The organism is Pseudomonas sp. P65(2024) (genome assembly GCF_057480955.1).
The window spans coordinates 1-11,020 of the sequence record NZ_JBLIYX010000028.1; the positions used below are offsets into that span (position 1 = coordinate 1).

Annotated in this window: 12 protein-coding genes; 3 read left to right on the forward strand and 9 right to left on the reverse strand. The window is 66.2% G+C overall.

The annotated features are described in order from the left end of the window. Positions 1 to 475 precede the first annotated feature (475 nt). Together AC25MA_RS24630 and AC25MA_RS24635 are read left to right on the forward strand one after the other, a co-directional pair. Positions 476 to 1,027, forward strand: a complete 552-nt coding sequence (locus AC25MA_RS24630) for an isochorismatase family protein (RefSeq protein ID WP_028692188.1) — start codon at positions 476 to 478, stop codon at positions 1,025 to 1,027. After that, positions 1,024 to 2,106 (forward strand): DUF1615 domain-containing protein, encoded by a 1,083-nt coding sequence (locus tag AC25MA_RS24635; RefSeq protein WP_284144539.1) that lies wholly within the window; start codon positions 1,024 to 1,026, stop codon positions 2,104 to 2,106. The genes AC25MA_RS24630 and AC25MA_RS24635 overlap by 4 nt, the downstream gene beginning before the upstream one ends. Before the next feature lie 187 nt (positions 2,107 to 2,293). On the opposite strand, the gene AC25MA_RS24640 is transcribed toward AC25MA_RS24635, so the two are convergent. The 9 genes from AC25MA_RS24640 to AC25MA_RS24680 form a co-directional block, all read right to left on the reverse strand. Further along, positions 2,294 to 3,163, reverse strand: coding sequence for a metal ABC transporter solute-binding protein, Zn/Mn family (locus AC25MA_RS24640; protein ID WP_062363887.1), 870 nt, complete (start codon positions 3,161 to 3,163; stop codon positions 2,294 to 2,296). Continuing rightward, positions 3,160 to 4,059 carry a metal ABC transporter permease gene (locus AC25MA_RS24645; RefSeq protein ID WP_028692191.1) on the reverse strand — a complete coding sequence of 300 codons (900 nt, stop codon included), beginning with the start codon at positions 4,057 to 4,059 and terminating at the stop codon, positions 3,160 to 3,162. Before AC25MA_RS24645 ends, AC25MA_RS24640 begins: the two co-directional genes overlap by 4 nt. Next, positions 4,059 to 4,805 (reverse strand): metal ABC transporter ATP-binding protein, encoded by a 747-nt coding sequence (locus AC25MA_RS24650; protein ID WP_028692192.1) that lies wholly within the window; start codon positions 4,803 to 4,805, stop codon positions 4,059 to 4,061. Before AC25MA_RS24650 ends, AC25MA_RS24645 begins: the two co-directional genes overlap by 1 nt. Then, a complete protein-coding gene (locus tag AC25MA_RS24655) occupies positions 4,802 to 5,713 on the reverse strand; it encodes a metal ABC transporter substrate-binding protein (RefSeq protein WP_486972480.1) in 912 nt (303 codons plus the stop codon). The genes AC25MA_RS24650 and AC25MA_RS24655 overlap by 4 nt, the downstream gene beginning before the upstream one ends. A gap of 10 nt (positions 5,714 to 5,723) precedes the next feature. After that, positions 5,724 to 6,293: a DUF6162 family protein gene (locus AC25MA_RS24660; RefSeq protein ID WP_028692194.1), complete on the reverse strand. Its 570-nt coding sequence runs from the start codon at positions 6,291 to 6,293 to the stop codon at positions 5,724 to 5,726. Beyond that, positions 6,290 to 6,607: a hypothetical protein gene (locus AC25MA_RS24665; RefSeq protein WP_028692195.1), complete on the reverse strand. Its 318-nt coding sequence runs from the start codon at positions 6,605 to 6,607 to the stop codon at positions 6,290 to 6,292. Before AC25MA_RS24665 ends, AC25MA_RS24660 begins: the two co-directional genes overlap by 4 nt. After that, complete coding sequence (locus AC25MA_RS24670) at positions 6,604 to 7,140, reverse strand: thiamine pyrophosphate-binding protein (protein WP_207852431.1); 537 nt, start codon at positions 7,138 to 7,140, stop codon at positions 6,604 to 6,606. Before AC25MA_RS24670 ends, AC25MA_RS24665 begins: the two co-directional genes overlap by 4 nt. Further along, on the reverse strand, positions 7,137 to 8,336 hold the full coding sequence (locus tag AC25MA_RS24675; RefSeq protein ID WP_486972481.1) for a PepSY-associated TM helix domain-containing protein: 1,200 nt from the start codon (positions 8,334 to 8,336) through the stop codon (positions 7,137 to 7,139). Before AC25MA_RS24675 ends, AC25MA_RS24670 begins: the two co-directional genes overlap by 4 nt. Positions 8,337 to 8,450: 114 nt before the next feature. Beyond that, positions 8,451 to 9,644 carry a PepSY-associated TM helix domain-containing protein gene (locus AC25MA_RS24680; RefSeq protein ID WP_062363881.1) on the reverse strand — a complete coding sequence of 398 codons (1,194 nt, stop codon included), beginning with the start codon at positions 9,642 to 9,644 and terminating at the stop codon, positions 8,451 to 8,453. Positions 9,645 to 9,882: 238 nt separating this feature from the next. Between AC25MA_RS24680 and AC25MA_RS24685 the strand changes: the two genes are divergently transcribed. After that, positions 9,883 to 10,866 (forward strand): TauD/TfdA family dioxygenase, encoded by a 984-nt coding sequence (locus AC25MA_RS24685; protein ID WP_486972482.1) that lies wholly within the window; start codon positions 9,883 to 9,885, stop codon positions 10,864 to 10,866. Positions 10,867 to 11,020: the final 154 nt, after the last annotated feature.

Sequence of the window (11,020 nt, forward strand, 5' to 3'; positions counted from 1 at the left end):
ATCCATGCCCGTCACCTCCCTCCGCAAGTCCTGCGTTCGGCCTCCTGAAGTCGCGAAGTTACGGGCGGCGCCTGAACTGGCGCAGCTGTCGCTAGTTGGTTTTTAGTTAAACTCTCGATTGTTTCGCGGGGCAAGCCCGCTCCCACGCAGATGATTCAGCTTGGGGCGGGAATAGTGTGGGAGCGAGGGAACCCCGGAGCGAAGCGCAGGGGCCGGATGAATGGAGCCAGCGGTTTTTGCCTACTTTTGCCCAAGAAAGAGCAAAAGTAGGTCGCCGTAAAGGCGAAAAGGTGACGATGCGTCACCATCGCCAATGAATGCGTATACAACTATAAAAACAAACTTTAAAACTACAGGCGCACTAAATTCAGATGTCAGCAGTTACTGGTTCCGCCTTCAAAACCAGCAGCCTCTGATTGACGCCACTCCCCGCCTGGGTAAGGCTACCCCTTCCTCCCAAGCCATGAGTCCGCCAATGCTGATCGATCCCCGCAAGGCCACGCTGCTGGTCATCGACATCCAGGAAAAACTGATAGGCGCCATGAGCGACCCCGAGGGCACCGCGGCCCGCGCCCGCTGGCTGCTCGCGGCCACCGCCGAACTAAAACTCCCCACGGTGATCTCCGAGCAATACCCCAAGGGCCTGGGCCACACCCTGGCCGCCCTCAAAGCCGCGGCGCCAGCCGCCGAGATCGTCGAGAAGCTGCACTTCTCCTGCGTCGCCGCCGAATGCCTGCCCCCCAGCCTGCTCGACCGCGAACAGGTAATCGTCTGCGGCATGGAGACCCACGTCTGCGTGCTGCAGACCGTGCTCGGCCTGCGCGCCTTGGGCAAGCAGGTGTTCGTGGTCGAGGACGCCTGCGACAGCCGTTCCCCGGCCAGCAAGGCAGCGGGCCTGGCGCGCATGCGCGATGCCGGGGCGCAGGTGGTCACCCGCGAGATGGTGCTGTTCGAGTTGCTGGGCAGCTCCAGCCACCCGCTGTTCCGCCAGATCAGCAAGACCTACCTGGTCGGTGAACAGCCCTGAACGCCCGCCTGCTGACCACCGCGCTGTTGGCCCTGGGCCTGCTGCAAGGCTGCGCCGGACGACGTGAGGAGGCCGGCGAGGCCGACCCGGCCAAGGTTCGCGCCCAGCTCCTGCACCTGCTGCCGGCCCAGGTCAAGGACCGCCAGGGCTGGGCCGAGGATATCCAGGTGGCGTTCCAGGCCCAGGGCCTCAGCCCGAGCAAGAGCAACCTGTGCGCGGTGCTGGCGGTGACCGAGCAGGAGTCCACCTTCAACGCCGACCCACAGGTACCGAACCTGGGGCGCATCGCCCGCGAGGAGATCGACCGACGGGCGGCGCGCCTGCATGTGCCCCGGCTGTTGGTTGATGGCGCCCTGAGCACGCCCTCGGCCAACGGCAAGACCTACCAGCAACGGCTGCTCGCCGTGCGCAGCGAGAAGCAGCTCAGTGCCCTGTACGACGAAGTTATCGGCGGCCTGCCGCTGGGGCGCTCGCTGCTCGGCGGGCTGAACCCGGTGCGCACCGGTGGGCCGATGCAGGTCAGCGTGGATTTTGCCGAGCGGCACGCCAAGGGCTATCCCTACGAGCACACGGGCAGCATCCGTCAGGAGGTGTTCAGCCGTCGCGGCGGGATGTACTTCGGCATCGCCCACCTGCTTGGCTATCCGACCCACTATGAGCGTCAGCTGTACCGCTTCGCCGATTTCAATGCCGGTTGGTACGCCAGCCGCAACGCGGCGTTCCAGGCGGCATTGAGCCGGGCGAGCGGGGTGTCGCTGGCGCTCGACGGCGACCTGATCGCCCCCGGTGCGATCCTGCCTGGCACCACCGAGCAGGCGGCGCGCAAGCTGGGAGCGAAGCTTGGGCTGCGCAATCCACAGATCAGGGCTCAACTGGAGAAGGAAAATGGCCTGGCGCTGGAGGACACCGCGTTGTATCGCGGGGTGTTCGCCCTGGCTGAGGCGAAGGCGGGCAAGGCGTTGCCACGGGCGGTGCTGCCGGGGATCGAGCTGAAGAGCCCGAAAATTACCCGCAAGCTGACCACGGCGTGGTTTGCCGGCAGGGTGGATGAGCGTTATCAGCGCTGCATGAAGCGTTGAGGCGGTCCCTGTAGGCGATAGCCCAGCCCTTAGGGGCTGCGCAGTTGCGCAGGGAACGGTTCCCCTGTGGGAGCGGCCTTGCGTCGCGAAAGGGGCGCGCAGCGGCCCCAGGTTCTAAGCCACCATCAACATTGCTGGGGCTGCTGCGCAGCCCTTTCGCGACGCAAGGCCGCTCCTACAGAGGCGTTCAACTGTCGCCCAGCGCCTTGACCACCTGCTCGACGCTGGCCTTGAGCCCCGCCACGGTGTCGTCCGGATCGCTGTCCACCACCAGCAACTTCGCCCCGGAAGCGGCGATCGCCTCGGCCACCTTTGCGTCTGGCTGGCGATGGTGCAGCACCAGGGCCACATCCTGCGCCTTGAGGTTTTCCCCCAGTGCCTTGAGCGCGGCTTCGTCCCACTTGCCGTCGGCTGGCAGCGGCTGTTCGACCATATCCAGGTTCAACCCACTGGCCAGGTAGCCCAGGCGCTCGGACAGGCTGACCACGGTCAGGTTGTCGACCTCGGCCAGGCGTGTCTGGCTGTTGGCGGTCAGCTCCAGCATCTGTCGTTTGAGGCCGGCGAGGTTGCCCTGGATCTTGGCCTTGTCTGTTGGCGAGAGGCGCTCCAGGTCGTTGGCGACGACATCGGCCATGCGCCCCAGGTTGGTCGGGTTCAGCCAGGGATAGGCAGTGAAGGCCTCGTCGCCCTTGACCGCGATGCCGGGCAGGGCACCGTCCACCGGGCGCGCGGCGTCGATCTCGACGATGCGGATGTTGCTGCGTCGGGCCATGGGGTAGAGCGGATCGTCACGCCAGATCGAGCGCACGCCGATCACTGCGTCGGCTTTCAGCGCCACCTTCTGCAGGCTGGCGCCGCCACGGCCACTGAAGTACGAGGGCTGGCGGCTGGCTGGCAGGTTGGCCGGGGCGGCGCGCTTGAGCTGCACCGAGGTGCCGTCGAGCAATACGCTGGCCAAGCTGTGGGTCACCGGCAGGGTGGTCAGCACTTCGGTGGCACTGGCCAGCAGTGGCAGGCCACTCAGGACCAGGACCAGGGGCAGTTTGTTCAGGGTCATGCCGGGTTTCCTTGCAGGCGGGGGACGAGGGCGCGGGCCAGGGCCGCGAGGGCGAAGCAGATCCCGGCGACCAGGATGATCGCCGCGCCCGAGGGCACTGGCAGGTCAAAGACGATCGGCAGCAGGATGCCGAGCAGGGTGCTCAGGGTGGCGATGATCACCGAGACGAAGAAGAAGCCCTTGAGCGACTGGCTGACCAGCCGCGCCGCCGCCGCCGGGATCACCAGCAGGGCACCGACCAGGATCGCGCCGATCACCTTCACCGAGGCCACGGTAACCAGGGTCACCAGCACCACGAACAGGTAGTCGAGGGTCTTCACCGCCACCCCGCGCACCGCCGCCAGCTGCGGGTTGAAACTGGCCAGCATGATGCGGTTGTACAGCGGCAGGGCCAAGGCCAGCACCAGCACGGCGACGATGCCCAGCACCAGCAGGTCATGGGCGCTGACGGTGAGCACCGAGCCAAACAGTACGTTCTCGAGGATGTGCACGTTGATCTTGCCGGCCAGCATCAGCAGCAAACTCGCGCCCAGGGCCAGCGACACCGAGAGGAACACGCCGATCAGCGTGTCCGGGGACAATCCGGTGCGGTTGCGCAGGAAATTGAGCAGGATGCCGAACAGCAGGCAGTAGCCGAACAGGCTGCCGTACGGGCCGGTGTAGGGCTCGCCGAGCAGGATGCCGATGGCCACGCCGGTCAGCGCGGCATGGCCGACCGCCTCGGAGAAGAAGGCGAAGCGCTTGACCACCACCAGGGTGCCCAGCCCGCCCAGCACCGGGCCGATCATCAGGCCCGCCAGCAGGGCGTTGACCACGAAACCGTAGGCCAGGGCTTCCGGCAGATAACCAGCGGTGGCCCAGTCCTGGACCAGCTGGCGGAACGATTCGAAACTCATCAGGCAAGGCTCTCGCTGCGCGGGTGGACGGAGAACAGCCCGAGCAGGCGCTCGGGGGTCAGGGCCTGGGCCGGCGGGGCGTCGAACAGCACCTGGCGGCTCAGCCCGGTGACCCGGTCGGCCAGGCGCAGCACCGCTTCCAGGTCGTGCTCGATCCACAGCACGGTGGTGCCGGCCTGGCGCCAGCCGTGCAACAGTTGCTCGAACACCTGGATGCCAGCCTCGTCGAGGGCCGACATCGGCTCGTCCAGCACCAGCAGCTGTGGCTCGGGGATCAGCCCCTGGGCCAGCAGCACGCGCTGGCGCTCGCCGCCGGACAGCGCGCCCATGCGCCGCTTGCGCTTGTCGAGCATGCCCACCCGCGCCAGCGCCGCGTCGATCGCCGGGCGTACGCGCCGTGACAGGCCGAGGAACGCCGGGCGGCGCTGGCACATGGCGGCCATGAAGTCGTCCACGGTCATCGGCAGGCCGCGGTCGAATTCCAGGGCCTGGGGCACGTAGCCGATCACTTCACGCTCACCGGGCCAGTGCAGGGTCAGCTGGCCCTGGTGCGGCATCTGCCCGAGCAGGGTCTTGATCAGCGAACTCTTGCCGCCGCCGTTGGGGCCGACGATGGCGTGCACGCTGCCGGGGGCGACGCTGAAGCGCACGTTCTCGAGAATGCGCGTGCGGCCCAGGGTGAGGTCGATGCCGTCGAACTCGATGCGTGGCCCGCTGGCGGTTGTGAGGTTGGCGGCGGCGGTCACGTGCGGTTCTCCTGGATGGCCTGGACCACCGTGTCGAGGTTGCGCTTCATCTCCAACTCGTACTTTTCCTGGGTGTAGTCGCCGTAGGAGATGTGCGTGAGCGGGTAGATGCGCACGCCGGACTCGCGATGGATGGTGTCGACGTACGCTGACGGGAAGTCCATCTCCGAGAAGATCACCTTCACATCCAGGGCCTTGAGCTGGTCGATGGTCTTCTTCAGCTGTGCCGGGCTCGGTTCGATGCCGTGGGCCGGTTCCACCACCGCGGTGACCTCGAGGCCGAAGTCGCGCACCAGGTAGTCGTAGGCGGCGTGGATGGTGGCCACGCGGAAGGTCGCGTCCGGCGCCTGGGTGACCTTGGCCAGGGCCTCGGCGCGCAGGGCACGCAGACGCTTGGCGTAGGCCCGGGCGTTCTGCGTGTAGAACTTGGCGTTGTCCGGGTCGAGCTTGCCCAGCTCGCGGGCGATGTTGTTGACCTGGGCGATGGTGGCGCTGATCGACAGGAAGGTATGCGGGTTGACCACCTTGCCGGCGCCGCGGGCGGCGATGCCGGTGGCCGCCAGCAGCGGCACGTTGGCATTGGACTCGATGGTCTTGATATCGGGTTTTTCGCTGGCGGCGATCATGCGGTCGGCAAAGTCGTCATGGCCGACACCGTTGAGCACGATCACGTCGAGGCTGCCGATGCGCTTGATGTCCTCGGCGCGGGGTTCGTAGGCGTGGGGGTTGAAGCCGGCCGGGATCAGCGGCACCACCTCGGCCTTGTCCCCGACGATGTTGCTCACGTAGCTGTAGTAGGGGTGCAGGGTGATGCCGATGCGCAGCGGCTTGCCATTGTCGGCGAGGGCCACGGCGGGCAGGGCGCAGGCCAGGAGCAGCGCCAGGGTGAGGCGGGCGAAGCGGAGCATGGGCAGGTCCTTAGTGACGGTGTTGACGGGTGACCCCGGCGTCGTAGTGGGTGACGATCTGCTGCCAGCCGGCGGCGATCAGTGCGTCGCTGTCCAGCGCGTCGGGGGGCAGGGCGGTGCTGTCGCGGCGCAACCAGACATCCGGCTGGGCATCGCTGGCGGCGGGCAGGATTACCAGGAAACTGCCGGCCACCTGGGCGTCCTGGCTGCGGCCCAGGTAGGCGCCGTTGGCCAGCAGCGACCACTGGTGGCTGCCGCGGCTCTGACTGCTGGCGTCGCTGACGAACGGCGGCAGTCCCTCGTCGGCCAGGGCCTGGGCATCCGGGGCGGTGCCGTTGTCCTCGCGTAGGGCACGGATCTCCTCGACGGCCACCCACAGGTCGGTGTGGATGCCCTGTTCGGCGGCATTGAGGTCGCGACGGGCGTCGAGCTGGTGGGCGGCGATGGCCTGTTCATCCTCGCGCTCGCCGCGCGCGGCCACCACGCTGGCGGCCAGCACCACGATCAGCAGCGCGGCCAACAGCACGTAGAGGGTCTCGTGCCCGGCGCCGGCCGGGCGCACCACCTGGGCGCGGCTCATGGCGCACCGATGTCGGCGTGGTCGACTTCCACCACATGGCCGGGGCCGGCATCGAACAGCACGTAGAACTCACCGTCGGGGCGCTTGAAGGTCAGGGTCGAGTCGTCGCCGAGCTTGCTCGCCACCAGCACCTGCTCGTCGTAGCCGATCACGTCCAGGGTCACGCCGGGGGCGCCGCTGCCGTCGGAGAAGCCACCCTTGCAGGTGATCTGTTCGCCGTGTTCGGTGCACTCGCACATCGGGTTGTGCGCCAGCGCCGGGGTGGCGGCCAGGGCCAAGAGGGGCAGGGCGAGCCTGCGCATCAGCTGTTTCATTTGTTGCCTCCTTGTTTCTCGAGCCAGGCCGCGGTGGCGGGGGATGCCTTGGCCAGTGGCACCGAGGCCTGGTACATCTTGCCGTCCCAGCCTTCGATGGTGATCCAGATGTCGGCATCGGGGCGGGTGCGCGGCGGGATCGGCAGCGCGGTGCCCATGCGCGCCGGCGCGCCGAAGAAAATCGTGCCGGCGGCGCGCAGGCTGCGCGGCTTGCCCACCCGCAGGTAGATGGCCTTGACGCCTTCGTCGCAGCTCGTGCAGGCGGCGTTGAAGGCCTTGAAGTAGCCGGCCGGGCCCTCGGCGCGCGGGGCTTCGTCACGCAGTTCGGCCAGGTCCAGGGTCCAGCGCCCGACCTTGAGATCCTTGACGATATTGGCACCCAGGCCGCTGTCGCCGCGGAACAGGCTGGCGTCGGCGAAGTACTTGGGCATGAAGCCCAGGGGAATGAGGATCAGCAGGATGTTCAAATGGAAGCGCCATTTCAGCCACAGCTGCTTCAGGCCGCTTGGCGGCAGGGTGTCGGTCTGGCTCAAGGTTGGGCCTCCAGGGTGGTTGGGCTGGCCGTGGCGCGTGAGCGCGGACGCTCGCCGCGCTTGAGGGCGGCGAGGGTGGCCTGGGTGGTGCGTTTGGTCCAGATCAGCAGGCCGCTGAACACCATCAGGGTCAGGACCAGGCCGAAGAAGAACCAGATCAGCTTGATCGCCAGGCCACCGAAGTCACCGGTATGCAGCGGGCGCATGGATTCGGTGACGAACTCCAGGGTGGAGCGGTCGCGGAGCAGGAACTGGCTGTCGACGTTGCGCGTGTAGGGGTTGACCTCGGCGGTCTGGAACATCAATGGGTACCAGCCGCGCCCGCCCAGGCCATAGTGGCTGTAGGCGGTGGCGGGCAGGGTGATGAAGCTGATGTCCAGCCCGGGAATGGCCTCGGTGGCGATGCGGGTGGCCTCGTCCAGGTCGATGCGTGGCGCCGGGCTGCCATCGACCGTCTGCGGCACCTGCTGGCGGGCGATCACCGGCGTGATCGGCTCGCTGGAGATCGTCACGTGGTTGTCGGCGAGGATCGCCTGGATCAGGAACCAGGTGCCAGTGATGGCGATCACCGCGATGAACCAGATCGACCACACGCCGGCCAACCGGTGCACGTCGCCCCAGAAGATCCTTGGGCCGTGGCCGGTGCGCAGGGGCTTGAAGAAACCACGCCAGAACTTCTTGTACACCACCAGCCCCGTGACCAGCGAGGCGAGCATCGGCAACCCGAGCAGCGACACCAGGTACCAGCCCCAGCTGTAGCCGTTGGTGAAGGGCACCAGCCACCAGCCGTGCAGGGCGCGGGTGAACGCTTCGAAGTCGAAGTCCGGGCGCTGGCCCTGGATAGCCCCGGAGTAGGGGTTGACGTAGAGCAGTGCGTTGGTGCCGTCGGCGCGGGTCACCGAGGCCTGCAGGGCGAAGTGCGAACCGTCCGGCTGGCTGAAAAAGCGCACCGCCAGGTCCGGTTCGGCCTTGTGCATGGCGTCGAGCACCTGCTGGTAGCTCAGGCGCTGGCTGTCGTCGTCGGGCTTGCTGGCGCGCACATCGGCGTTGGCCAGCCAGACGATCTCCTGGCTGACCACCGCGAGCATGCCGGTGAAGCAGACGATCAGGACGAAGAACCAGATCGGCAGGGCAAGCCAGCTGTGGACCAAAAACCACAGCTTGGAATTGGATTTCTTTCTCGATTGTCGGGCCATCGCTCGGTCTTCTGCATATAAAAATACGGTCGAGTCTGTGCTCAACCTGGAAGGCTGCATCAGTAAGGACGAATGAGAATCAGAAAGCTGCCAAGGCAAATGAAAGAAAATGTTTCAAGGGCTGGACGTGACCTCCGTCGAAACCGGTGCCTTGGCCACCCGCGCCTGCTTCTGGCTGCGCTTGAGTGCGTTGGCGGTGGCCAGGGCGGTGCGTTTGCTCCAGATCAGCAGGCCGCTGAGCACCATCATGCTCAGCAACAGGCCGAAGAAGAACCAGATCAGCTTGACCGGCAGGCCGCCGAAGTCGCCGGTATGCAGCGGGCGCATGGACTCGGTGACGAACTCCAGGGGCTTGCGGTCGGCGAGCAGGCGCGTGGCGTCCACCTCGCCGGTGTAGGGGTTGATCTCGGCTTTCTGGTACATCAGCGGGTACCAGCTGATGCCGCCGATGCTCAGGTGGGCGTAGGCATTGCTGGGGAAACCGACATAGTCGACGTCGAAGCCGGGGATCTCGCGCTGGGTGATGCGCACGGCCTCGTCCGGGCTGATCATCGGCGTCGGGCTGCCGTCGGCGGTCAGTGGCACCTTTTCCCGGGCGATCACCGGCACGATCGGCTCGCTGGAGATCGATATGTGGTTGTCGGCGAGCAAGGCCTTGATCAGGAACCAGACGCCGGTGATGGAGATCACCGCGATGAACCAGATCGACCAGATACCGCTCAGGCGGTGAAAATCGCCCCAGAAGATCCGCGCGCCCTGGTTGAAGCGCAGGGTCGGCTTGAAGAAACCTTTCCAGAATCGCTTGTAGATCACCAGCCCGGTGACCAGCGAGGCCAGCATCGGCAGGCCGAGCAGCGACACCAGGTACCAGCCCCAGCTGTAGCCGTTGGTATGCGGCACCAGCCACCAACCGTGCAGGGCGCGGGTGAACTCCTCGAAGTTGAACGACGGGGTGACGCCCTGGATATGCCCGGTGTAGGGGTTGACGTAGACCCGGACCGTGCGGCCGTCGGGGTAGGTGACGTCCGACAGCATGGCGAAGTGCGCTTCGCTCAGGGTCATCAGGCTGGCCACGGCGATACCGGGCTGATCGCGCTGCATGGCCACCAGCAGTTCGTCGTAGTTAAGCCGCCGGGCCTCGTCCGAAGGCGGGTTGGCACGGGTTTCCGGGTTGGCCAGCCAGACGATCTCGCGGCTGATCACCGCCAGGGTGCCGGTGACGCAGACGATCAGCACGAAGAACCAGATGGGCAGGGCCAGCCAGCTGTGCACGAGGAACCAGATTTTCGAGCGTGACTTTTTCGACATGGGGTACGCAGTGTCAATGGCGAAGTTCAGGGGCAAAAGCCCGGCCGTATCAGAAAGAGACGCATGAGCAGGGCAAAACCTGATGAGCCAATTGCAAGCAAGTGTTTCCAGGGAGTCCTGCGGGGTGTGGGAATGGTCGACTAATTTGCCCGCGCTTCGAAACGTCCTCCTATCACCGGACGCGAGCGTGCCCACGGGCCGCCGGTCCCTTTCATCGAATGTGTACAGGAGGCCCGTCATGGGTGTTGCTGTGGGATTTACAGTGCGTCCGCTATTGCCGGAGCAGGGACGTTTGCCGTTGCTGGTGGAGGCGGGTGACGACGACACCCACCTGTTGGAGGTGTTCGACGAGCTCAAGGCGCTGGTGGATGAACACCTGCCGCGCGACGGTGGCATCCTGTTTCGTGGATTCCGCCTGGAGGGCGCCGAGCAGTTCCGTCAGTTCGCCGCCAGCTTCGGTCATCCGTTGCTCAACTACGAGTTCGGCTCGACACCGCGTACCAACGTTACCCAGGGGGTCTACACCTCCACCGAGTACCCGGCGCACCAGCATATTCCGCTGCACAACGAGCAGGCCTACTCCCGCGACTGGCCGATGAAGATCTGGTTCTACAGCATGATTGCCGCCCGCAGTGGTGGCGAGACGCCGATCGCCGACAGTCGCGAGGTCTATCGTCGCGTGCCGGCGCATATCCGCGAGCGCTTCGTCAGCAAGGGCCTGATGTACGTGCGCAACTTCGGCAACGGTTTGGACGTGTCCTGGGAGCAGGTGTTCAACACCGAGGACCAGGAGGAGGTCGAGGCCTACTGCAGGGGCCATGGCATCACCTGCGAGTGGAAGGATGACGGCGAGCTGCGTACCCGCCAGGTGTGCCAGGCGGTGGCCCGGCACCCGGTGACCGGCGACATGGTCTGGTTCAACCAGGCGCACCTGTTTCACATCTCCAACCTGCCGGCCGACGTGCGCGAGAGCCTGCTGGACATCGTCGACGAGGAAGACCTGCCGCGCAACGTCTACTACGGCGACGGTTCGCCCATCGAGGACGAGGTGCTCGACGAGATCCGCCAGGTGCTGGAGGGCTGCAAGATCAGCTTCCCCTGGCAGGAGGGTGACGTGATGATGCTCGACAACATGCTCGCCGCCCATGCCCGCGCGCCATTCGAAGGCCCGCGCAAGGTGATCGTGGCAATGGCCGAGGGGCATTCGCTGGACCAGGCCTGATTTGCCGATCCCCAGGGCTGCTGCGCAGCCCTTTCGTGTTCCGGCAGGCCGGCGCGAATTCTTGTGGGAGCGGCCTTGCGTCGCGAAAGGGGCGCGCAGCGCCCCCGGGGCGCCAGCGTAGAACGCCTGCCGCTAAATCATCCCTGCGCCCATT

Coding starts and splice junctions, on each gene's coding strand:
- AC25MA_RS24640 (WP_062363887.1), bottom strand. CDS start 3,163: ATGACCCTGAACAAACTGCCCCTGGTCCTGGTCCTGAGTGGCCTGCCA.
- AC25MA_RS24680 (WP_062363881.1), bottom strand. CDS start 9,644: ATGTCGAAAAAGTCACGCTCGAAAATCTGGTTCCTCGTGCACAGCTGG.
- AC25MA_RS24660 (WP_028692194.1), bottom strand. CDS start 6,293: ATGAGCCGCGCCCAGGTGGTGCGCCCGGCCGGCGCCGGGCACGAGACC.
- AC25MA_RS24630 (WP_028692188.1), top strand. CDS start 476: ATGCTGATCGATCCCCGCAAGGCCACGCTGCTGGTCATCGACATCCAG.
- AC25MA_RS24645 (WP_028692191.1), bottom strand. CDS start 4,059: ATGAGTTTCGAATCGTTCCGCCAGCTGGTCCAGGACTGGGCCACCGCT.
- AC25MA_RS24665 (WP_028692195.1), bottom strand. CDS start 6,607: ATGAAACAGCTGATGCGCAGGCTCGCCCTGCCCCTCTTGGCCCTGGCC.
- AC25MA_RS24675 (WP_486972481.1), bottom strand. CDS start 8,336: ATGGCCCGACAATCGAGAAAGAAATCCAATTCCAAGCTGTGGTTTTTG.
- AC25MA_RS24685 (WP_486972482.1), top strand. CDS start 9,883: ATGGGTGTTGCTGTGGGATTTACAGTGCGTCCGCTATTGCCGGAGCAG.
- AC25MA_RS24655 (WP_486972480.1), bottom strand. CDS start 5,713: ATGCTCCGCTTCGCCCGCCTCACCCTGGCGCTGCTCCTGGCCTGCGCC.